This window comes from Actinacidiphila sp. DG2A-62 (assembly GCF_035825295.1).
GTDB lineage: Bacteria > Actinomycetota > Actinomycetes > Streptomycetales > Streptomycetaceae > Actinacidiphila.
Map to the genome: position 1 here is coordinate 3,569,309 of NZ_JAYMGI010000002.1, position 23,278 is coordinate 3,592,586.

General features: G+C 68.0%; 12 protein-coding genes. 8 read left to right on the forward strand and 4 right to left on the reverse strand.

All coding sequences use genetic code 11. The features are described 5' to 3' along the window. Positions 1 to 43: 43 nt before the first annotated feature. Positions 44 to 583 (forward strand): hypothetical protein, encoded by a 540-nt coding sequence (locus VSR01_RS15605; RefSeq protein ID WP_326449809.1) that lies wholly within the window; start codon positions 44 to 46, stop codon positions 581 to 583. Then, positions 547 to 1,980 (forward strand): cellulose binding domain-containing protein, encoded by a 1,434-nt coding sequence (locus VSR01_RS15610; RefSeq protein WP_326449810.1) that lies wholly within the window; start codon positions 547 to 549, stop codon positions 1,978 to 1,980. The genes VSR01_RS15605 and VSR01_RS15610 overlap by 37 nt, the downstream gene beginning before the upstream one ends. Before the next feature lie 115 nt (positions 1,981 to 2,095). On the opposite strand, the gene VSR01_RS15615 is transcribed toward VSR01_RS15610, so the two are convergent. The 3 genes from VSR01_RS15615 to VSR01_RS15625 all read right to left on the reverse strand — a co-directional run bounded on the left by VSR01_RS15615 (position 2,096) and on the right by VSR01_RS15625 (position 5,252). Next, the gene (locus VSR01_RS15615) at positions 2,096 to 2,713 is read right to left on the reverse strand and encodes an HD domain-containing protein (RefSeq protein WP_326449811.1); all 618 of its coding nucleotides are present in this window, start codon (positions 2,711 to 2,713) and stop codon (positions 2,096 to 2,098) included. Between the two features lie 47 nt (positions 2,714 to 2,760). Beyond that, positions 2,761 to 3,705 (reverse strand): NADP-dependent oxidoreductase, encoded by a 945-nt coding sequence (locus VSR01_RS15620; RefSeq protein WP_326449812.1) that lies wholly within the window; start codon positions 3,703 to 3,705, stop codon positions 2,761 to 2,763. Between the two features lie 1,145 nt (positions 3,706 to 4,850). Then, positions 4,851 to 5,252, reverse strand: a complete 402-nt coding sequence (locus VSR01_RS15625; RefSeq protein WP_326449813.1) for a hypothetical protein — start codon at positions 5,250 to 5,252, stop codon at positions 4,851 to 4,853. Positions 5,253 to 6,014: 762 nt separating this feature from the next. Here VSR01_RS15625 and VSR01_RS15630 point away from each other — a divergent pair. The 3 genes from VSR01_RS15630 (at position 6,015) to VSR01_RS15640 (ending at position 15,326) form a co-directional block, all read left to right on the forward strand. Further along, on the forward strand, positions 6,015 to 7,667 hold the full coding sequence (locus tag VSR01_RS15630) for a serine/threonine-protein kinase (RefSeq protein WP_326449814.1): 1,653 nt from the start codon (positions 6,015 to 6,017) through the stop codon (positions 7,665 to 7,667). A 61-nt stretch (positions 7,668 to 7,728) separates the two neighbouring features. Beyond that, the gene (drmD, locus tag VSR01_RS15635; protein WP_326449815.1) at positions 7,729 to 10,977 is read left to right on the forward strand and encodes a DISARM system SNF2-like helicase DrmD; all 3,249 of its coding nucleotides are present in this window, start codon (positions 7,729 to 7,731) and stop codon (positions 10,975 to 10,977) included. Continuing rightward, positions 10,977 to 15,326, forward strand: coding sequence for an Eco57I restriction-modification methylase domain-containing protein (locus tag VSR01_RS15640; RefSeq protein ID WP_326449816.1), 4,350 nt, complete (start codon positions 10,977 to 10,979; stop codon positions 15,324 to 15,326). Before drmD ends, VSR01_RS15640 begins: the two co-directional genes overlap by 1 nt. 13 nt (positions 15,327 to 15,339) lie before the next feature. Here the strand turns inward: VSR01_RS15640 and VSR01_RS15645 are convergent, their stop codons facing one another. Then, a complete protein-coding gene (locus tag VSR01_RS15645; RefSeq protein WP_326449817.1) occupies positions 15,340 to 16,377 on the reverse strand; it encodes a type IIL restriction-modification enzyme MmeI in 1,038 nt (345 codons plus the stop codon). 89 nt (positions 16,378 to 16,466) lie between these two features. Between VSR01_RS15645 and VSR01_RS15650 the strand changes: the two genes are divergently transcribed. The 3 genes from VSR01_RS15650 (at position 16,467) to VSR01_RS15660 (ending at position 23,268) form a co-directional block, all read left to right on the forward strand. Then, complete coding sequence (locus tag VSR01_RS15650) at positions 16,467 to 17,318, forward strand: tyrosine-type recombinase/integrase (protein WP_326449818.1); 852 nt, start codon at positions 16,467 to 16,469, stop codon at positions 17,316 to 17,318. A 236-nt stretch (positions 17,319 to 17,554) separates the two neighbouring features. Next, entirely contained in the window at positions 17,555 to 21,340 is a 3,786-nt protein-coding gene (gene drmA, locus VSR01_RS15655) for a DISARM system helicase DrmA (RefSeq protein ID WP_326449819.1), read from the forward strand. Then, positions 21,337 to 23,268 carry a DUF1998 domain-containing protein gene (locus VSR01_RS15660; RefSeq protein WP_326449820.1) on the forward strand — a complete coding sequence of 644 codons (1,932 nt, stop codon included), beginning with the start codon at positions 21,337 to 21,339 and terminating at the stop codon, positions 23,266 to 23,268. Before drmA ends, VSR01_RS15660 begins: the two co-directional genes overlap by 4 nt. Positions 23,269 to 23,278: the final 10 nt, after the last annotated feature.

The window sequence follows — 23,278 nt, forward strand, 5'->3', positions numbered from 1 at the left end:
CCCTCCCCACAGGACCCCGGGCAACGGCAACAAGGAGATCCCGATGCTCAATCCCCCCACACCCTCGGCCAGACGGCTGCGCCGCGCGGCGACCGCGGTGCTCGCCGTACCGGCCGCGCTGCTGCTCGCCGGGCTGCCGGCGGCCGCGGCGGCGCCCGCCGGCACCGCACCGCAGGCCACCGCCGGCGCGGCGACCGTGAGCGTGGACGCCGGCACCGCGACCGCGACCGTGCCCTCGACCGCGATCGGCCTGAACGCCTCGACGTACGACAGCAAGCTGACGGACGCTTCGGTGCCGGGCCTGGTCAAGGACGCCGGGGTCGGCGTGATGCGCTTCCCGGGCGGCACGCAGTCCGACACGTACGACTGGAAGACCAACACCGATGTGATCGGCGGCTGGAACCAGGCCACCGACTTCGACCACTTCATGACGATGGTGGGCCAGGCCGGCAGCACTCCGATGATCACCGTCGACTACGGCACCGGCGACACGGTCGGCAGGACCCGCTCCCCCAGGAGACCGGGGCGCAGGTCGCCGCCGACTGGGTGCGGTACGCCAACGTCACCCACGGCGACAAGGTGACGTACTGGGAGATCGGCAACGAGGTGTACGGCAACGGCACCTACGGCGCGTACTGGGAGCCGGACGAGCACTGCGGCGCCGTCCCGCCCGCCACCTCCCAGCCCACCACCTGCGGGCCCGAGGTGTACGCGACGAACGCCGCGCAGTACATCACCGCGATGAAGGCCGTGGACCCGACCATCAAGGTGGGCGTCGTCCTGACCGCGCCCGGCAGCTGGCCCGACGGCCAGACCGCGCCCGGCAGTCCGCAACCGTGGAACCAGACGGTCTTGAGCACCCTCAAGAGCCTGGGTGTCACGCCCGACTTCGCCGACGTCCACTGGTACCCGCAGAACCCCAGCACCGTCACCCCGCCCGGCCCGACCGACGCCGGGCTGCTCGGCGACACGGCGCAGATCCCGGACATCACGTCCGGGCTGCGCGCGCAGTTCAGCCAGTACGCGGGCGCCGACCTGCCGGTCATGATCACCGAGACGAACTCGGTGTCGTCCAACCCCGGCAAGCAGACCGTCGGCCAGGTCAACGCCCTGTTCCTGCTGCAGAACTACGCGAGCTGGATCGGCAGCGGCGTGGCCAACGTCGACTGGTGGCAGCTGCACAACGGCATCGTCACCAGCGGCGACAACGGCTCCGACCTGTACGGGACGGCCGCGTACGGGGACTACGGCGTCCTCGCCGACGGCTCCTGCGGCACGGCGGGCGGCCAGCAGGTGTGCGAGCCCACGGCCGATACGCCCTTCCCCGCGTACTACGGCCTGAAGCTGGCCGGCGCGTTCCTGCGGCCGGGTGACACCGTCGTGAAGGCGACGTCCAGCCAGCCGCTGCTCCAGTCCTACGCGGTGAAGTCCGCCGACGGCTCGGTCAAGGTCCTGCTCGTCAACGACGACCCGGGCACGTCGTACACCGTGAGCCTGGGCTACGCCGGGTTCACGCCCGCGTCCGGCGCCCCGGTCACCTCCGTGCTGGAGCCGCCCGGCAGCGGGATCAGCACGGCGGCGCGCGGGACGGCCACCACGCAGACGCTGGCGCCGTACAGCGCCGCGCTGGTCACGGTGAAGGCCGCCGGCAGCACGCCCACGGGCGCCTGCAAGGTCGTCTACAAGGCGAACGACTGGGGCACCGGCTTCACCGCGAACGTCGACCTCACCAACACCGGCGCCACCCCGGTGTCCGGCTGGACCCTGGCCTTCGCCTGGCCCGGCAACCAGAGGATCACGGGCGGCTGGAGCGCGGCCTGGACCCAGACCGGCAACCAGGTGACCGCGACCAACCTCTCCTGGAACGCCACGCTCCAGCCCGGCGCCACCGCGAACCTCGGCTTCCAGGCCACGTACACCGGCGCCAACCCCCCGCCCACGGCCTTCACCCTGAACGGCGCCACCTGCACCACCGGCTGAACCGGCGCCCGCGCGCGGCGGGCGCGAGCACGCGTCGTCCGCGACGGAACGAGCCCCAGGTCACCCGCGAGGTGACCTGGGGTTCGCCGCCGCGCCCCAGCGCCTGGGTCCGGGCCTATTCGGCGGGGGCGTCCAGCGGGTTGGAGGCGACCCTGCCGGCCAGGCCCGCTCGCACCGCCACGTCGGCCGAACTGCCGGGTTTGCGCGTCGCCTGGTCCTGGAAGCACGCGAGGAACTGCCGCGCGAGGTCCAGCCGGGGGTAACGCTCCAGCAGCTCGGCCCGGAACGCCCCCGGATAGTCCTCCGCGTCCGTGCCGACGATCTCGGTGACGGTGGCGCGGGCCAGCAGGTGACCCTCCGGGTCCTCGGAGACGTCCACCTCGCGCCACATGTGCCGGATGATCACCTGCGACAGGCGCTCCCGGCGCTCCGCCGGCCACCCCGCGCCGGCCGCGAAGACCTGGGCGACGTGGCCCGCGGCCTCCTCGAACGCCACGGTGTGGCTGTCGAACTGCGGCACCAGCCCGAGGTCGTGGAACAGCGCGGCGACGTAGAGCAGCTCCGCGTCGAACGCGATGCCCTCCGCCGTACCGCGGGCAGCCGCCCAGAGGTAGACGCGCAGCGAGTGGTTGAGCAGCGCCGGGGACAGATAGGCCGATGCCACCTCCAGCGCGGCGACCGCGTCCGCGCCGTCCGGCACGGGAAGGGCGCCGAGTGACACGTGCCGCGTCACGCGGCCGCGCGACCCGTGCTGCGTCCCGCGGCCGAGTGACCCGTGGTTCACCGCGCGGCCGCGTGCGTAGTGTCGGCGGGCGTGACGCGGATGATCGTCCTGCCGCGGCTGCGCCGGCCGGGCGCGAAGACCGCTGGGACATCGGCGAGCGCGCGCACCTCGCCGACGATCGGCGCGAGCCGGCCGTCCCTCACCCGCTGTACGAGATCGGCGAGGCGGGCCCGGTCGGGTTCGACGACGAAGAAGACCGCGCGTCCCCCTTCGGGGATGACCGTGGGCGGCGCCGTGATGGTGACGAGAGTGCCTCCGGGGCGTACCAGCGCGGCCGAGCGGTCGAGGATCTCACCGCCGATCGCGTCGAACACCACGTCGGCCTCCCCGATGTCCTCCAGCCGGTCCGACTCCAGGTCCAGGAACGTCTCGGAGCCCAGGCCGACAGCGGTGTCCCGGTCGGCGGCGCGGCCGGTGGCGACCACCCGCGCTCCCGCCTCGCGGGCGAGCTGCACCGCGAGCGAGCCGACGCTTCCGGCGGCGCCGTGGATCACGACCGTCTGGCCCGCGGCGAGGCGTCCGTGGTCGAACAGGCCCTGCCAGGCGGTCAGCCCCGAGATCGGCAGCGCGGCGGCCACCGTGTGGTCGACGTCGGCGGGAAGCGGGGCCAGGTTGCGGGCCTCCACCGCGGTGTACTCGGCCAGCGCCCCGTCGCGTGCCCAGTCGGCCAGGCCGAAGACGCGCTGGCCCACGGTCAGGCCCGTCGTGCCGTATCCCAGTCCCGCGACGACCCCCGACAGCTCGTGTCCGGGCACGCTCGGCGTCCGGTCACGCCCGGCCCGGTCGGTCCACGTCCCGGGCCAGTCGAGTTCCCCGCGGGTGAAGCCCGCGGCGTGCACCCGCACGACCACGTCGTTCTCGGCCGCGTGCGGGTAGGGCAGCTCCGACAGGGCGAGGCCGCCGGCGCCGGCCTGCCGGTCCTGGACAGTGATGGCTTGCATGAGTCTTCCTTCGTGGACTGGGCCGCAGTGATCGAGCACACCGATGCCCGCTGCGGGCGGACAGGGCTCCTGCCCCGGCATGATTCGACCGTATGACCCGACCAGCCCGTCCGCGTGGACCACTTCCCAGGCAAAACATTGGGCCATTTGCCGCGGAGTCGGCGCCACGACCGCACAGTGCGCGTGCTCCGCTTCGGCGAGGATCGCCGCGCGAGCCCGGCCGGCCCGCGCCGCCAGGGAGGCGGACCGGTCATGCGTCTGATCGAGGCTGAGGAGATGGGACCGCGCCCGTGGGTTCCCCCGTGCGGAATGGACAGCGGCGACCCGCATCCGTCCGCCTTCGTCGAGGCGCCCACCGGGGGCTGAGACTTCGAGCGGGGCCATACGGTTCGGTCGTGGGTACTGACAACGTCGTGGACGGGCGGGCCATCGGCGACTTCACCGCGGCCTGGCGCCGCGTGGAGAACTGGCTGCGAGCCCACGCGCCGGAGGACTTCGCCGCGCTGCGGGGGCCCGCTTCCGCGCGGGACATCGCCGCGGTCACCGAGGCCTTCCCTCCGCACCCCTTCCTCGTCGCGCTGCTGTCCGCCCACGATGGCAGCGAATGGACGTCCGGCGCTGAACTGCTGCCGAGGTTCGGGCTGCTGCCCGCCGCTCGGATAGCCGACTGGCGCGCCGCAGGCGCCGGGGGCCCCGAAGCCGAGTGGTGGGTCCCGTTCGCCGCCACCTCTACCGGCGAGTACCTGGTGGTCGACCACCGTCAGGGGCCGGGCTACGGAGCGGTGCTGCGGTTCGACTCCGAGTCCGGCGCCCCGTCGAGGGTACGCACGGCTACGGCGAGGCGTCCTCGTCCCCGGCGGACCTTCCTCCCATCCCCACGTCATGGCTGCCTTTCGCAGTCTCGCGGGAGGGCGCAGAACTCCTGCTGTGCCAGGAGCAGGGGGAGTCGTACGGCGCGGTCCTGGCCTGGGACCCGGTCGCGCGGGACTACCGGACGGTCCAGCCCGACCTGGCCGCCCTGTGCGAGCGCGTGGGGAGGTAGGCGGGCGGGCTCGGATTCCCGCCGGCGGCTCCCCGGCAGCCGCGGTGCTCCGCGGCCGGGCTCCGCCACCGTGGTCGACGGCGGAGCCCGGCGCGTCAGCGGATCATGAAATGGTGCGGTGATCGTCCGGGTCGCAACCGGCCAGCTCAGGGATGTCGATGGAGAACGGATCGTTGTCCTGGAGCCTCAGCGCGTCGACGAATCCCGACAGCGAGCTGCCTGCGTTCTGGTTCTGTTGGCCCGGCATGGACGCGCGACCGCAGACCTCCGTCCACAGGGGGATGCCGAACCGCTCGTCCGAGTAGATGTGCCAGCCGTCCGACTGATCGATGGCGCACGGCGTGGCTGCCGGGTACCTCTTGACGTTCATCTCCAACGTCGGCGTGTACCTCCAGATGACGCAGCCCGTGGTGTCCTCCGGGTACTTGGAGTCGCAGCGCACCTCCTGCGAGAAGTTGAACCCGATGGGCGCTCTCTGAGCCTTGGGCGAGACGCCGCTCCGCACGAAAGCCGTCCGCGCTCCGGGCTCAGCCGGGCGAACGGTCGAGAGCGTCGGGCGCCGTCGCCGGACCACCGCGCCGGGAGCCCAGGACCGAACTTCTGCGGCGCGCAGCAGGCGCGCCCCGGGAGCAGCTCCATGTCCTTCGCCTGTCCGAATGCGCTCCCCTCGCGCTCCCCTTGGCCTCCGCGAGCGTCACTTGCCGCGCGGGAGAACCGGCCCGGCGCGGAGAAAAAGCAAAAACCCCAGGTCAGCGACTGTCTGACCTGGGGCTTCTCGGAGCCGCCTTCGGGATTCGAACCCGAGACCTACGCATTACGAGGGCCGACGAGGGCGTGCCGGTTGGTGGTAGCGGGTTGCGGGCCGTCCTAAACCTGCAGGTCAGCGGGTTCGCGGTTGCCGCGTCGTCCGGCGAGGAATGCCGGATGCTGCCCCGTCCGCTCACGCAGCGCTCACGCATTCGGCGGACAGGGCGCCTTGACCCAGCCTGCGGTCGCCCGCGATCTCGGACCAGTTCCAGGCAAGGTCACCTGTAATCGCGCATTCTCGCTCTTACCCGCCCGTTTCATGACTACTCTTGATCCCCGACCGTGCTGTCTCGGCGGGTACCCAGAGTGCTGGCCAAGTCCGACGGGTCGTGGTGACTGGACTATCCCCACGTCGCAACCGTGCACAACGCTGTGGAGTGTCCATGGCGCGGCCATTCCGATTCTCGGCCTCTCCGTGACCACCGGCGACCTGGGTAGACAAATGGGTGCAGGAGAGACGATGAGGGACCATCACCTGACCACGGGCGAACTGGTCGACGGCCGCTACGAGCTGGCGGAGATGCTCGGCCGGGGTGGCATGGGCGAGGTATGGGCGGCGTACGACCAACGGCTGGATCGGTCTGTGGCGGTGAAACTGCTGACGCCACGGACGGCTGTCTCTAAAATGCCACGCAGGCTCGATTCGCAGGACCCCGCCGTCGTCCGCTTCATCAGAGAAGCACGACTGATGGCCAAGCTCGAGCATCCGTACGTACCGGTCATCCATGATGCCGGCACCCATCGAGCAAGTCGGCTCTACCTGGTCATGCAGCGCGTGTACGGACACACGCTGGACCGACTGGTGGCCCAGCGCGGACCCTTTCCCGTGGAATGGGCCGCCGCGGTGGGCGCGCAGGTATGCTCCGTGCTGGTCCAGGCTCACGGACGCGGCTTCGTCCACAGGGATCTGACGCCCCGCAACGTGATGCTCACAGCAGACGGCACGGTGCGCGTACTCGACTTCGGTATCGCCACGGCCCTGCAAGCACCGGACGGGCCACGGTTGACCGACGCGGGCATGGTGGCCGGCACTCCGGGCTTCATCTCTCCAGAGCAAGGCAAGGGGCAGGCGGCCACTCCCCTCAGCGATCTGTACGCACTGGGCTGTGTGTTGTACGAGATACTGGGCGGCCGACCGCCGTTCACGGCCGACGAGCCGCTGGCCCTGGTGGTCCAGCACATCGCCGGTACTCCGGTACCACTGGATCGGCTGCGCCACGACGCGCCAGCCGAACTGTGCGACCTGGTCGCCCGATTACTCGCAAAGCGCCCGGAGGACCGTCCGGCGGAGGCAGCCGAAGTCCGGGAGATCCTCGCCCCCTGGGCCGAGCAGGCGGTGCCGAAGGCCACCCGCGCCGGAACTCCGAAACCAGGCAAAGCCACCGCGCGCCTGTCACACGAGGGCACCGACCTTCCGAACGATCATCCTCCGGCCCATGCACAGGCACCCGCTCCGGAGCACGCTCCAGCCCTGCTCGCAACTGCAGAACCTCCCGTGCGGTCGGGGCAATCTGCGTCCGCCTCCGGAGCCGGGTCACCCGCAGAATCGGCGGACCCGCGCGAGCGCGCGCAACGCCTTGCGGCTGAGGGACGGTTGTCCCAGGCCCTGGAGCTGCTGGGCAAGGATCTCAACGACGTGCTGCCCCGTTTCGGCTCCTCGCATCCTGAGGTCGTCTCCCGCCGGCTGGCCATCCTCCGCTTGCAGTTCGAAGCGCAGGAACTGCAAGCCGCACGCGAGGGCTGTCTGAAGCTCGCAGAGACTCTCGAGTTGACCCGCTCCGCGCCGGACGCGGACCTCGCCGTATGCCGCGCGATGGCAGCCCGTTGCCTCGGTCGGCTCGGACACAGCTCCGCGGCTCTCCGGGAGCTTCGCCAGGCACTCGATCTCCAGAAGAAGGTGCTGTCCCCTCTGCATGTGGAGGTGCTGGAGACCCGGCGGGAGATCGCCATGCTCCTGGCGGCCTCGGGCTCGGCCGGTGAAGCACTGGACGCTCTGCATTGCCTCGCCGAGGATCAACAGACCGTGCTGCCTCCAGACCATCCCGCCCATGCCGAGGTGGCACGGCTGGTCAACCGCCTTGGAAAACTGACCCGCACCCTCCACCTCCCGTAGTAACCCGCCGACAGTCCGTAACAATCGAAGAAGAACCTCGTCGAAAGTGGAGGATGTCCGCATGCCCGGAACCACCCGTACTCCCGAAGCCGCCGCAATCGTCGCGCCGCCGAAGGAGAACGCTCTCGTCCAGGTACGCGGCCAGAACTGGGTGGTGTCCGGCGTCGAAGCAGCCCCGGCCGGCGATGTCACCGTGGTGCATCTACAGTCCGTCGCCGACGGCCGCTACGGCGACACCCTCTCCGTGATATGGGAGGTCGAGCCGGGGCGCCGCGTCCTCCCCGCAGGCTCCCTCCCCGACGCCTCCACCGGAACGTTCGACCCGCCGGAGCAACTCGCGGCCTTCCTCGATGCCGTCCGCTGGTCGGCCGTCGCTTCCGCCGACGTGAAGACGCTCCAGGCTCCCTTCCGGTCAGGTGTCGCCATCGAGCCGTACCAGCTAGAGCCGGTCGCACGTGCTGTCGGTGCCCCCCGCGTCAATCTGCTGCTCGCCGACGACGTCGGTCTCGGGAAGACCGTGGAGGCTGGACTGGTCGCTGAGGAGCTGCGGCTGCGAGGCCGGGCCCACCGCGTCATGGTCGTCTGCCCAGCGGGGCTCACCTTCAAGTGGCGCGATGAGATGACTGACAAGTTCGGTCTTGACTTCACCGTGGTCGACTCAGCCTGTTGCGCCGAGCTGCGCCGCACGCACAGCAGCGCCGCCAATCCGTTCCGCGTGTTTCCGCTGACCATCGTCAGCCTTCCCTGGCTGCGCACGCCCAAGGCGCAGCGGCTCATCGACGAGGTGCTGCCTCCGGGCGGGTCGACGGAGCTGCCGGGCCGCCCCGGACGCCGCACCTTCGATTTGTTGATCCTGGACGAGGCGCACCATGTGGCGCCGAGCGCGCCTAAGCAGATCTACGCCGTCGACTCGCAGCAGACGAAGCTGATCCGGCGCCTCGCCCCCCACTTCGAGCACCGGCTCTTCCTCTCCGCAACCCCGCACAACGGCTATCAGGAGTCGTACACGGCCCTGCTGGAACTGATCGACAACCAGCGCTTCTTCCGCGGCGGTGAGCCGGACAAGGCCGCCCTCGACGACACCGTTGTACGACGTCTGAAGAGCTCCGTCACAAACGAGGACGGCAGCCCCCGCTTCCACATCCGCGAATCGAAGGCGCTGCCCGTCGAGTACCCCGACACCGAGCGCGAGATCCACGCTCTCCTCACTCGCTACGCCGAGCTGCGCAAGAAGCGCGTCACACCCGACCGGCGCGGCGGCCGGAAGGCCGTCGACCTGGTCACCCTGCTGCTGAAGAAGCGGCTGTTCTCCTCTCCCGCAGCTTTCACGCACACCGTCGGCGTCCACCTCGAATCGGTGCGTGCCAAGGCCAGGTCCGGCGGGAACAAGGAGGCTCCGGCCCCGGTCGAGACCCCGCTGTGGATCACACAGTATGAGGACTACGCTGCCGAGCTCGACGACGAGGAACTAGCCGAAGCCGAGCACGACGCGATCACCCGCGCTGCCACGGTCACCCCGGGAACGTCCGAGGAAGAGACCGAGCTGCTCGTGCGGATGGCCCGCTGGGGCCAGGCCCATCAGGCGTCCCCCGACGCCAAGGCCAAGGAGCTCGTCAAGACCCTCAAGGCCATCTGCCTTATCGGTGGGACCTGGGGGAACGAGCGCGTCGTCGTGTTCACCGAGTACCGCGACACCCAGGACTGGCTGCTGAACCTGCTCCAGCAGGAGGGGCTTGCCCAAGAAGGCCGCGTCCTCACGCTCCACGGCGGAAAGAACGCTGAGGAGCGCGAGCAGATAAGGCTGGCCTTCCAGGAACAGCCCATGAGCCCCGAGGGCACGGTCCGTATCCTCATCGCCACCGACGCCGCCAGCGAAGGCATCGACCTTCAGGACCACTGCCGGTACCTGATCAACTACGACATCCCGTTCAACCCCAACAAGCTCGAACAGCGCATCGGCCGCATCGACCGCTACGGCCAGCGCCACAACCCGCAGATCATGCACTTCGTCGGTGCGTCCTGGGACAAGGCGAGGACGGATGTGTACGAGGCCGACCTGGAGTTCCTCGCCCGTATCGCGAGGAAGGTCGCGCAGATGGAGGAAGACCTCGGCGAGGTGAACGCCGTGCTCGCCGAGAAGGTTCAGCTGCGGATGACGGGCCAACTCAGCGACTTCGACATCGAGCACGCCCGCGCGAAAAAGATCAACGGCCGTCCCACGGGCGGCAAGGTGGACGCCGAACAGAACGTCACGGATCAGGTTCGACGGCTCAGCGCCCAGTTGAAGCAGACGACCGTAGAACTCGGCATTACTCCGGACCGGGTCGCCCGCGTGGTGAACACCGCTCTGAGCCTGGCCCGCCAGCAGCCCCTCGTGCCATGCCTCGACGAGAACGCACCGTCCGAGGACGACTTCCGGCAGGGCCTGTACACCGTGCCGCCGCTCACCGGCTCCTGGGAGCGCGCTACGCGCGGCCTGTCCGACAAGCTCCGCCCCGACATCCTGCGCCCGGTCACCTTCGACGCGCAGGAAGCTTCGGGGCGCCCCGACATCGTGCTGGCCCATTTGAACCATCCGCTGGTCGCCATGTCGACGCGGCTGCTGCGCGCGGCCGTGTGGAACGCGGACAACGTCGACCTGCGCCGGATCACAGCAGTTGTGAGCGACGATCCGGCCCTGGAGACCACGTTCGTCGGCGCATTCGCCCGTTTCGTGTTGGTCGGCACGGACGGGCAGCGCCTCCACGAGGAGGTCCTGCACGCGGGCGGCTGGCTCGGCGACAACGGGTGGCAGCGCCGGCTGCGCGGTGTGGAAGCGGTCGCCTCGATCCTGGACCGCGCGCTCGCCGAGGGCCGCCCCGCCAAGGAACGCCTGCTCCATCGGCTCCAGCAGACCTGGCCGAAGACGTACGAGGGCCTCACCCAGTCCGTCGACGCACGGGGCAAGGAGCGCAAGGCGTCCCTGATGGACCGGCTGGCCGAGCGTCAGGCCGACGAGGTGCAGCGCATCAATGCCACTCTCGACCGGCTCCAGCGCACCCTCCGGAACCGACTCGGCGAGACCGCCTTCGCCGCAGCCGGCTCCCCGACGGGCGGGGTGGATACGCTCTTCGGCCTGGACGAGCTGAAGGATCCTGATGAACGCCGCCAGCTCGCCGACGACCGCAAACGCTGGCGGGCCCGGCTCGACGGCATTGAGGACGAGCGTCAGCGCGAAATCGCCGCGATCGCCGCCCGTTACCACGACCCGCAGGACCACCTGTTCCCAGTGGCCGTCGTCTTCGTCATCCCCGCCAAGGAGGCCTACTGATGAGCTCCGCGCCGCGTTCCGGAAGCCGCCGCCCCTCCGCCGCCGCGATCCGGGCCGCGAAGGCTTCCGACGGAAAGCAGCAGCACCTGGACTGGCTGAACCTCGTCGAGGTGTCCGGCCCGTTCCTGACTCTGCCGGTCCTGCTGCGCACCTGGCCACAGCTGGAAGGCGTTCCCAGCGGGCGCCGCGGCGACATCCGCCTCCACCACGGCATCTGGCAGGACGACCGTAAAGGGGCCGGCCGCCTGGACTGGATCGGCTTCCAGCTGCGCACCTTGCTGGAATGGGACGACGCCCTGCATATGCGGGAGGGTGCTGGACAGTTCGGCGACGGCGGCGAGAGCCTGGCCGAGGACGACACGCTGCTGGACCGGTTCGCCGTCAGCCCGCCCGGGTCCGACACCACCGTCCGCCCCGACTTCGCTCTCGTCCGCCCTGGAACCGACCTCACCGCGGAACCGAACACGGCTGCCGCCTCTGCCATCGCCGAGCACGTACCCATCCTCGGCCTGGTTCTCCCACCCGACACCGTGCCGACCCGCCGGATCAGGGACGACTCCTGGGCAGCGAGCGGAGTCGACCGCCTCGCCCACGTCCTGCGCCACCATGGCGTCGAGCTGGGCCTGGTCACTGACGGCCGTTGGTGGTCCCTGGTCTGGGCACCGCCCGGCGGCGTCACGACGAGCGCGACCTTCGACACCATCGCCTGGAACGAGGCGGCCGACTTGGTGGCAGTCCGTGCATGGGTGTCCCTCCTTCGCCGTGGCCGGTTCTTCGGACGGCCGGCGGACGAACTCCTCCCGGCGCTGCTGCGCGAGAGCCTGGACGGCCAGGAAGACGTCACCGAAGCGCTCGGCATCCAGGTCCGGCAAGCCGTCGAACTTCTGGTGGACTCCATCGGCCGCGCCGAAGCCCGGATGGTAAAGCGCGGCGGCAAGGGCCTCTCCGGCGTACCGGCGAGCGAGGTCTACCGGGGCGCCATCGCGGTCATGATGCGCGTCGTCTTCCTCCTCTTCGCAGAGGAACGAGGTCTGCTGCCCGCTGACAACGAGCTTTACGCGGAGGCGTACTCGGTCGGCCGACTCTACGAGACACTGGACAAACGCCGCCGCGCGGACGGTGAAGACTCCCTGGAACACACGACCGCGGCCTGGCACCGGCTGATCGCCCTCTTCCACGCCGTACACGGAGGAGTCGACCATCCACTGCTCACGCTGCCCGCGTACGACGGTTCGATCTTCGACCCTACTCGCTTCCCATGGCTGGAGGCTGTCCCGGAGGGCGCGGACGGTATGGGGGACGACCCCGCACGTGCGTCCGACGGCCAAACCTCCCTCCTCCCGATCGATGACCGCACCGTCCTGCACGTCCTCGACTCGGTGCAGTTCGTCGTCGTCAACAGGGAGCGGCGGCGGCTGACCTTTCGCGCCCTTGACGTCGAGCAGATCGGCTACGTTTATGAGGGCCTCCTTTCGTACGACGGCAAGCGCGCCCAGGACACCGTGCTCGGGCTCATCGGCAAGCCCGGCCTGGAGCACGAGGTGAGGCTGACCGACTTGGAGGAACTGGCCGCCCCGTTCGGAGTGGGCGCACGCGCGGTCTCCGGTCAGAAGCCCAATCTCCCGGGCCTGTCGAAGAAGCTGTACGAGCACTTGAAAGACCCCAAGCCGCCGGCCGCGGTGTCGAAGATGGAGAAGCTGCTCGCCCCCGGCGACGACCAGGCGCAGGGCAAGGCCGTCCACCGCCTGCTCGCGGTCACCGAGAACGACCGCGACCTGGCCGAGCGCATCCTCCCCTTCCACGGCCTCCTCCGAGACGACCTTCGCGGTCTGCCGGTGGTGATCCCGGAGGACGGCCTGTACGTCACGGAGTCTCGCCTCCGCAAGAACAGCGGCACCCACTACACGCCGCGTGACCTGGCTCAGAAGGTCGCCGTGGGAGCCCTGGAGCCGCTGGTCTACCGTCCAGGCCCGCTCCAGACGGCGGACGACAAGCAGTGGAAGCTCATCAAGGCGGAAGACATCCTGAAACTCAAGGTCGCCGACATCGCGATGGGTTCGGCCGCCTTCTTGGTCGCCGCCTGCCGCTACCTGGCAGACCGGCTGGTCGACGCCTGGGTCGAGGCAGAGGACGAGGAGGCCCTGGCCTTCCGCGGCAGCCACCGCGACCAGACGGGCGCGATGACGGCGGCGGACGCGGAGAGCGACCCGGTGATGGTCCGCGCCCGGCGTCTGATCATCGAGCACTGCCTGTACGGGGTGGACATCAACCCCATGGCCGTGGAGATGGCCAAGTTGTCGCTTTGGCTCATCTCCATGGACCCCGAGCGGCCCTTCACGTTCCTGGACGACCGGTTGGTGGCTGGGGACTCGTTGCTGGGTATCGCCAACCTGGAGCAGATCGAGAGCGTGCATCTCGATCCGAAAGCGGGCCGCAAACTGCACCGGGGCGCCTTCGAGGAGGGGTGGACCGAGCGGGCGCGAGCTCGTGTCCACGGCGCGGCAGACAATCGGCAGGCCATCGCCGGAATCAACAGCGACACCATTGCCGATCTGGAAGAGAAGCGGCGCCTGCTCGCGGCGACCAACGAGCACCTGCAACGCCTGCGGCTGATCGGAGACCTCACGACGGGAGCTGGCCTCGCCTCTGCGGGTGGCGGCGACTCGCTGCAAAACGCTACCTACATCCAGGCTGCGGAACTGGCCGGCATGGTCGCCTCCGAGGCGGTCCGGGACTCCGACCCCGTGATCCACAACGCCCGAACGCGGGCTCTCGACTGGCTGAGCAAGGACCTTCCCTCGGACGGATTCGTGCGTCTGCCCGTGCACTGGCCTCTCGTGTTCCCCGAGGTCTTCGAGCCTGAGCAGGGCGGCTTCGATGCGATCATCGGCAACCCTCCTTTCCTGGGTGGTCAGAAACTGACGGGGACTTTGGGACAGGCGTACCGCGAGTACCTCGTGCTCGGACTGGGGCGTGGGCAGCGGGGTAGCGCGGACCTCGTCGCCTACTTCGAGCTCCGGGCCCACCAGCTGCTCAGCGAGCGCGGCCAGACGGGCCTGATCGCTACCAACACCCTTGCTCAGGGCGATACCAGGGAGGTCGGACTCGATCAGCTGCTCGATGACGGCATCGAGGTACGCCGAGCGGTGAAGAGCGCGCGCTGGCCTTCGAAGTCTGCAGCGCTGGAGTACTGCGCGGTGTGGACCACCAGGCCGAGCTTGGGCGCTGAGGCGAGTCGAGTGCTGGACGATGTCGTGGTTCGGGGTATCACTTCGTCGCTTGATCCACGGTCGCGGGTCTCGGGACGGCCATACCGTCTGGTATCAGCGTGGGCGCCAGGTGAGCCTGGCAGCGGGGTGGCCAATAGGTCGCCAGCGTTCATCGGTTCGTACGTCCTGGGCAAGGGGTTCATCCTCACCCCCGAACAGGCAGACGACCTGATCCAGCGCGACCCCCGCAACAAGGACGTCCTGTTCCCCTACCTCAACGGCGAGGACCTCAACTCCCGCCCGGACTGCTCCGCCAGCCGCTGGGTGATCAACTTCCACGACTGGAGCGAGGAGCGTGCCCGCAGCTACCCCGACGTCTTCGCCATCGTCGAACGGGACGTAAAGCCCGAACGACTCAAGAACAACCGCAAAGTACGACGTGAGAGGTGGTGGCAGTACGCGGAGCGAGCTCCCAAGTTGTACCAGGCCATCAAAGGGCTTGACTGTGTCCTGGTGGTAGCCCGCGTCAGCAAGACGGGGATGCCGCTGCTCATCCCTACCGGACAAGTGATGAGCGAGCAGACGGTAGTATTCGCCACCGACCGGACGTCGGATCTGGCATTGCTCAGCAGCGGAATCCATTTTGAGTGGGCAATTAGTCGTGCATCGACTCTCGAGACGCGCGTGCGTTATACGCCCTCGGATGTGTACGAAACGTTTCCTGAACCAGCCTCCACTCCAGCCATGGAGGAAGCTGGTCTAAATTTGCATGAGATCCGGCGCAGTATCATGGGCGAGAGAAGCACGGGCCTGACAAAGGTCTACAACCTGTACCACGATCCACGTAATTCTGAGCAGGATATTGTGCGACTTCGAGCAGCTCACGAGAGCGCTAATCAATCGGTGCTGCAAGCCTACGGTTGGACGGATCTCGACATCGAATGCGGATTTCACCAAACCCCGCGAGGGCTGCGATACACTTTCAGCCCCGCCGTGCAGGCAGAAATTTTGGACCGCATCCTGGAACTGAACCATGATCGGCACCACATGGAGCCCGCTAACGCCCAGGATAAGGGCAATGAGCGAGCGATGGGAAGTGGGGAAAGGGGGTCACCATCTGAAGATGACACCCTCTTCTGAGCTGTGACTTCTCCTAAAAGAGAAAATTGTCGACAGGGGTGAGAATATCTGAAGATCTCGCGGAACCTTTGTTTCGGCTCTCCAGCTTCCCCCTATCCTCCACATTCGAAGTGATATTACCAAGTTCGAGGCTGCGTTGGTCGTGATTGAGTTCGAGCAAGCGGTCTAGGATCTCAATTTGCATAACTGGATCTACGGTGTAACGGATTCCTTGCCGCGTCGGGTGGAATCCGTGATTGAGGTTGAGATCATCCCATCCATAGGCACCTGCAACTTCTTGATCAATTTCTCTGTGGAGGTTTCTCAGTTCCAAAACTCCACTATCGGTGACGGTTTCATCGTGGATCAGATTATAGAGTTTCGTGAGGCCGAGTTGTCGATTTTCCATAATCGGCCTGCGCACATTTTCGAGAGCCTGTCCCGCAGTGGTCAATTCGACGATGCTCTCGGGCCAGGGCAACGTCTCGTACACGTCGGACGGCGAGTAGTTTAGATCTGCCTTCATTGTTGACGAATTGCGCCATGCCCAAATCGAGTGGAATGAACTCGACAGTAGGGTCAGGTCGCCATCCTCGGCCGTAGCGAAGACTCCCAACTTGTGAGAGAGGACTTGCTGGCTAGGTACGCGAGCTGGCATGACCGTGCGACTGACGAGTGCTACCACCAGGACACAGTCAAGCCCTTTGATGGATTTGATCATAGCTGGGCGCTTTTCTGCATATTGCCACCAATAGTCCCGATATACCTTCCGATTGTTCTTGAGTCGTTCGGGCTTTACGTCCCGTTCGACGATGGCGAAGACGTCGGGGTAGCTGCGGGCACGCTCCTCGCTCCAGTCGTGGAAGTTGATCACCCAGCGGCTGGCGGAGCAGTCCGGGCGGGAGTTGAGGTCCTCGCCGTTGAGGTAGGGGAACAGGACGTCCTTGTTGCGGGGGTCGCGCTGGATCAGGTCGTCTGCCTGTTCGGGGGTGAGGATGAACCCCTTCCCCAGCACGTTGGACCCCTGGAACGACTTGCCCTTGTTGGCTACCAGACGATTGCCGGTTGCCAAGGGCGCAGGTCAGGACGTTTTAGGGACAGATCACGCCAAACTTATCGCGCCACGGTAGGGGCCCCGAGGCCGGGCACATGACATCCCTCATGACACTCGACAAGTTCACTGAGGCTCAGCGAGCGGACGGCTACTCGGCCAACACCATTGGAGCCCGAGTACGTTGCATCAAGGCCATAGCCCGCTCCGCCGGCGTGACCGCAGGCCAGCTCAAGGTCGAGCATGTCATCGCGTACTTCGCCGCACGCCCCCTGCGCCCGTGGTCGCGCAGGACCTACCTGAACCATCTGCAGGCATTCGGGAAGTGGCTGGGAGTAGACCTCGTCGAGGGCATACGCAAGCCCGCAGCGCCCAGGTCAACACCGCATCCGCTTGCGGAAGATGAACTCAAGCAGCTCACCGCAGCCACACGTGGAGCGCACAGAACCTGGGTCCTGCTGGGCGCCTTCTGCGGCCTCCGCGCGCACGAAACGGCCAAGCTTGCCAGGGAGGATCTGTCCACTCTCGATGACGGCACAGTGATACTCCGCGTCACAGGAAAGGGTGGACGTACAGACACCATCCCTGTGCCACCGGTTGTCATGAAGGCACTCGACCTCACTGGGAGCGGCAGATTCTGGGAAGGAACACGTGCCGAATCGGTCTCGCGAACTGTCGCCGGTATCGCTGCGAAGATCGGCATCCGTATGCGCTACCACCAGCTCAGACACCGATACGGCACGATGGTGTATCGCTCTTCCGGCAGGGACCTGCTCATGACGCAACGCCTGATGCGCCACGCATCTCCAGCGACTACAGCTGGGTACGCGGCCGTCGCAGACGACCGCGTACACGTGGTTGTGCTTGATCTTCCGGGAGCTGATCCCGAGGCGTCACGGCCAATGGAACAGAGAGCAACCTCGCACCGGTGCCCGTCGTGCCGCCAGGAAGCCCGAGCCTGAAGAAGTGTCTCCTCTCCGAGGTTCGTGGTAACTCGGCGGATCCAAGAAGCCGGCACGGTCTTCGAGCAGCTATTGCCGACCGAACACTGCCGGGTACGGCTCACCGCGCGACCCACCTATGTCAGTGGCCCCCCCTATCGTTGAGCGTGGGTGCTGGTTCGCGCCCAGGGAGGGATACGCGCATGCCGTCGTCACCACAGAACGCCTCCGCTCCGCAGCCCGGCGTTCGCCACCCCGTGGACGAGGTCCCCCAGACCTTCCGGACCGGGACGTCCTACGACGTCCGGGAGGAACTGGGCGATCTGATCACACGCGACCTGCTCGGCCCGTGGGCGGGCGAGACCGAGGCACTCGCGCCGCACAGCGCGGGACCCCGTGACCGCTACCTCGTCGGGCTTCTCGGACCCCGGCCCGCGCCGACCGACGCGCCCGTGAAGGTCGCGGCGGGCCAGGCCGAGATCGACGTCAGCGCTGAGGGGGACGGGCGGGACCCGGAGCTCGCGGACCGGCTCACGCCGCAGGCCGCCGGGCGACTGTGGGCGTCGTCGATGGGGCTGAGTTTCCTGGTGCCGGCCGATGTGGGCATGCTCAGCGTCGTCGCTTCCTGGGGCCGGTACCGGCAGAGCGACAGCAAGGCAGACGACGGCCGGACGGTGCGCACGTGGTCGCGGGAGCCCGTCCGGTACGAGGTGGACATTCCCGTCGACTCGTCGGGCACCGTCCGCAGGGTTCTGGAGGGCGTAGACGACACCGACCCGGACCTTCCCTGTATCCGGCTCGACGTGCACGTGCGGGAGCGCCCTGGCACGGTCGACGGCGCGGACAACCTGCGCTTCGTGGACGTGTCGCTGATCAATGCGCTGGAGGAGTCCCGTGAACTGCGGGACGGGCAGTGGCTGTTCCAGACGAAGCTGGAAGTCACCTCCTTCGACGGGCGGTCCAGCGTGTTCCTGCCGATCGACGATCCGCTGTCCGATGAGCCCAACCGCATCCTGGAGAGCCCTGAGGACAAGCATCTGCGGCTGCTGTACCGGCAGGAGTTGAAGTACGCTCACGGACGGAATGTCGCCGTGCACGCCAGAGTCCTGCCGCAGGGACGCCGGGCCGTCAAGCTGGAGACGACCTGGCTGCCGGTGAAGGACGTACCGGCCACAGTCGCGCCGAACACAGCGCGGCAGCCGTTGCTGGCCGGTCTTGAAGTAAGCATGGACAAGCTCGCCGAACTCGCGGTCTGGGAGCGGCGGGACGAGCTACTGAAGGCCCTGCAGCCACTGGCTGACGGATACGATGGATGGTTGCAACAGCAGGCCGCCAAGGCGGAGACATTGTCGGGCGAGTTGCGGACCACTGCGCTGCGGGCGGTCGACGAGGCCCGCGACGCGTGCAGCCGGATCGCCCTCGGCATCGAGCTGCTGCACACCGACCGCGACGCGCTGCGGGCCTTCCGTTTCGCCAACCGGGCCATGGCCATGCAGCGTCGAGCCACGGCGACGGCCGCGCTGCGGGCCGAGGGCGGTGACGAGCCGCCCACGTACACTGCGGCCTACGCCGAGGTCGACGGACGCGGCGCCGTGGCCGCGAGCTGGTACCCCTTCCAGCTGGCGTTCGTGCTGCTCAACCTGTGCTCCCTTACCGACCCCGCGCACAAGGAGTGCAGAGCCGACAGCACCGCCACCGTAGACCTGCTGTTCTTCCCGACCGGTGGCGGCAAGACGGAGGCGTACCTCGGTCTCACGGCCTATACGTTCGCCATTCGGCGCTTGCAGAAGGTCGTCGGGGAGGGCGAGGACGCCCGCGAAGGACGGGACGGCGTCGCCGTGCTGATGCGGTACACGCTACGGCTGTTGACGGCCCAGCAGTTCCAGCGAGCCTCCGCTCTGGTGTGTGCGACGGAGGTGCTCCGCAGGGAGGACGAGGAGGTCTGGGGCCGCAGGCCGTTCCGTATCGGGCTATGGGTTGGTGCCGGTGTCTCACCGAACTGGTACGGGGACGCGGCGCAGCAGATCGCCGAAGCCAACGAGTCCGCCTCGGGGCGCCATGCGAATGTCCTCCAGGTGCTGTCCTGCCCGTGGTGCGGCGAGGAACTGCGCGCGTGGCGTGATGTGGCACCGGACGATGTACGGCGGCGAGTCATCGTGTACTGCCCGCGTGGGGAGGACGCGGAGCCCTGCCCGTTCTCCCGGATGCGAGCGCGGGGTGAAGGGCTGCCGATCCTCACAGTCGACGAGGAGATCTACCGGCTGGTGCCGAGCCTGCTGATCGCGACCGTGGACAAGCTTGCCCAGCTCCCGTGGCGCGGCTACGCGGGAATGTTGTTCGGGCGCGTGAGTGCCTACTGCGATCGGCATGGCTACCGCCACGACGACCTCGACGAGGAGATCGGCTGCGGGTCCCGGCACAACGCCAAGGATCGGCACAAGGCTGTGACCAGTCGGCCGATGCCGCGGCGGCTGCGACCGCCGGACCTCATCATCCAGGACGAGCTGCACCTGATCTCCGGGGCGCTGGGCACGACGGTGGGACTCTTCGAGTCGGCCGTCGACCAGCTGTGCACCTGGCGAGCGAAGGACTCCCAGGGGCAGCTCCGGGACACTGGGCCGAAGATCGTCGCGTCGACGGCCACCACCCGCAACGCCCGTGCCCAGGTGCTCGGAGTGTTCGCCCGGGACCTGGCGATCTTCCCGCCGCAGGTGGTCGACGTCGGCGACACCTTCTTTTCCCAGCAGGTCGACGTCACGCGTGACAACCCCGGGCGGCGTTATTACGGCGTCTGCGCGCACGGGGTGCGTATGAAGGCCGCCGAGATCCGTGTCGCGGAGATCCTGTTGCTCGCCGGGCAGCACATGTTCGACCTCTACGGTGCTCCCGCCGATCCGTACATGACGGTGGTCGGGTACTTCAACGCGACCAAGGAACTCGCCGGTATGCGGCGAGTCCTGGATGACGACGTGCCGAGCCGGCTGCGTGCCAACGGAAGCCGCCGAGGCATCGCCAACCGGCTGCTGCGCGACACCGACATGCTCAATCTTCAAGAGTTGACTTCCCGTATTTCATCGGCGGAGATCAGCGCCACCCTCAAGCGGCTGGAAATCGGGTTCAACCCGGAGCACGACACGTCAATGCGAAAGAAGGCAATCGTCGACGAGCTCCGAGACGCTGGGAGGGCCCGTGAGCCGCGGGTCCTGCCCGCCCCGCTGCACCGCAGGCCGGTCGACCACGTGCTGGCCACGTCGATGCTCCAGGTAGGCGTGGACGTCTCCCGATTCGGCCTGATGGTGGTCACCGGGCAGCCGAAGAACACCGCCGAATACATTCAGGCATCCTCCCGTGTCGGACGTCAGGCCAAGCGTCCGGGCATCGTGATCACGCTCTACAACTGGGCGCGGCCCCGGGATCTCGCCCACTTCGAGGACTTCGAGCACTACCATGCGACGTTCTACCGGCAGGTCGAGGCACTGTCCGTGACTCCGTTCACGCGGCGGGCACTCGATCGGGGCACCACCGCCACCTATGTCTCCGCCGTGCGGCAGGCGAGTGACGAGTTCTCCGACAACGTGGACGCGGAGGGAGTGGACCTCGACGACCAGCGTGTGCGGGACGTCGAGCGGCGACTGCTGGCGCGCGCGGAGGCCGTGGACGGGGACCGGGCGCGCGGCTACCTCGCCGAGCGCATCGACGCCCTGCGTGACGCCTGGGCAGCCAAGAAGGGCGAGCAGGGCCGGCTCGGCTACCGGGGCCAGACCCGGCATAAGCAGACGGTGCTTGGCCTGCTGCACAACGCGGACGGCAGTGGATGGGACGTGCTCACCGTCCCGCAGTCGATGCGCGAGACGGAGAACGAGATCAACATGCTGTTGCCTGCCGACACGGTGCTGTCGGCCCCGGCCGGCAACGCCTGGGAGTTCGGTCCACCCTCCGAGAACGGCGACGGCCCGGATACGGCGAGCGGCGACGAACTCGGCGAGGTGCCGGACCCGGACGGAAACAGCGACGACAACGGCACGGCCAGGGGGCGGTCATGAGCGGCGGATACTTCAGGCGGGTGGGGGCGGTACGGCCGAGCCACCTCATGTTCACCGGCGGTGTCGGCGCCCTCGTCGACCTGCCCAACTTCTCCGTCATGGTCAAGGGCCTCGACCACTGGAGTTACGCCGGCGTGCCCGATCCGGTGATTGAGGAGCCCCGGCTTCGCGGTGCCGTTAATCGGGCCTTGCGACGCTACGGCCCGAACCAGGTGGGCGAACTGCGCGCTGCACCGTGGATCCCTGGCACCGACACAGACCCAAAGGGGAACGCGGCACGGATCGGCGTGCCCGTGACCCCGTTCCCGCAGTGGTTGCGCTGTACGGCGTGCAATGAGCTGGCCTCCCTAGGCTCGGGCAAGTGGGGGTTCGAGAACAACAACGCTCGCCGCCCTGACGAGGCGCGGTTCTACCACGAGAACTGCTACCGGAAGAAGAAGGGCCGCAAACCACTCGCCGTGGCCGCCCGCTTCGCGCTCGCCTGTGTCAAGGGTCACCTCGACGAATTCCCGTACACGGAGTTCGTGCACGAGGGTCGCGCCTGCCCTGACACGACATACCCGACGCTGCGGATGCGCGACAACGGCGGCAACCTTGCGGCCAATGTTTCCCTGGAATGCCTCGTGTGCAAGAAGGCCAAGCGGAACATCCGGGACGCGATGGGCGACAAAGGCCGCGATAACCTGCCCCGCTGCCGTGGTCGGCACCCGCAATGGGACGGTGTCTACGACACTTGCGACGAGACGCCGTATCTGCTGGTCGTGGGCGCGTCTAACCAGTGGTTCCCCGTGACACTCAGCGCACTGGCACTGCCCGATACCGGGACCGACTCGCTGCGCAAGCTCGTTGAGGAACGCTGGCCGGACCTGGCGGACTTCGAGGGCGAGGCAGAGATCGCCATGTTCGCCAAGAAGTCGAAGCATCACCGCTACCTTCGCGACTACGAGCCCGCACAGGTCTGGCAAGCCATCTCCGCCTACCGCGCGGCCCTGTCGGGTGATGAGGGCGAGACCGAGCAGCCGCCGGGCCCTCCGGACCTGCTGACCCCCGAGTGGCAGGTGCTGTCCGCGGCAAAGACCGCCGACTCGACCGAGGACTTCGCGCTCGTGGACGCCTCGCTCAGTGGCCCGCTGTCCACCGTCTTCTCCCAAGTGCGGCAGGTAGAGCGGCTACGCGAGGTGCGGGCGCTCATCGGATTCACCCGGCTGGACGCCCCAGATCCCGAGGACCCCGGCCTGGTCACCCGCGTCGACCTGGGGCGGCGCGAACGTGGCTGGGTGCCGGCCAGCGAGGTGCGCGGCGAGGGACTATTCCTGCGGGTTGACGATCACCTGATCGAACACTGGGAGCAGCGCGTCGCGTCGAGCGACGCCCTCGCCGCACACGCCGCGGCTTTCGGCCGGTTCCGTGAACACCGCAGGTCGGAACGGATCCAGGACGGCTCCGACCTGATGCAAGGCTGGCCGGGCAGTCGCTACATCGCCCTTCACACGCTCTCCCATCTACTCATCCGCACCATCGCGATGGAGTGCGGATACAACTCTGCGAGTCTGGCCGAGCGGATCTACAGCGGTGACGCCGATGAACGGCGGACCGGCATTCTCATCTACACGGCCGTCCCGGACTCGGAGGGCACGCTCGGCGGGCTAGTCTCCCTCGCCGATGAGGACCCGAGTACTGGAGAGAACCGGCTGGCCAGGATCGTACGGACGGCGCTGTACAAGGCGGGGCGGTGCTCCTCGGACCCGCTGTGCGGTGAGCGTCTTCCCAAGGCGCCCGAGGATTTCCTGCACGGTGCCGCCTGCCACTCCTGCCTGTTCGTGTCCGAAACGACGTGCGAGCGCGGCAACCGGTTCCTGGACCGGCGGTTCATCGCCCACCTGGCAGGCGACCCGAAAACGCTGGCCCTCATCCCGAACTTCGGGTGAGCGGATCAGC

Bases quoted from the DNA above. Each gene is read 5' to 3' on its own strand.
- VSR01_RS15605 (WP_326449809.1), top strand. From the start codon at position 44: ATGCTCAATCCCCCCACACCCTCGGCCAGACGGCTGCGCCGCGCGGCG.
- VSR01_RS15620 (WP_326449812.1), bottom strand. From the start codon at position 3,705: ATGCAAGCCATCACTGTCCAGGACCGGCAGGCCGGCGCCGGCGGCCTC.
- VSR01_RS15630 (WP_326449814.1), top strand. From the start codon at position 6,015: ATGAGGGACCATCACCTGACCACGGGCGAACTGGTCGACGGCCGCTAC.
- drmD (WP_326449815.1), top strand. From the start codon at position 7,729: ATGCCCGGAACCACCCGTACTCCCGAAGCCGCCGCAATCGTCGCGCCG.
- VSR01_RS15640 (WP_326449816.1), top strand. From the start codon at position 10,977: ATGAGCTCCGCGCCGCGTTCCGGAAGCCGCCGCCCCTCCGCCGCCGCG.
- VSR01_RS15650 (WP_326449818.1), top strand. From the start codon at position 16,467: ATGACACTCGACAAGTTCACTGAGGCTCAGCGAGCGGACGGCTACTCG.
- VSR01_RS15660 (WP_326449820.1), top strand. From the start codon at position 21,337: ATGAGCGGCGGATACTTCAGGCGGGTGGGGGCGGTACGGCCGAGCCAC.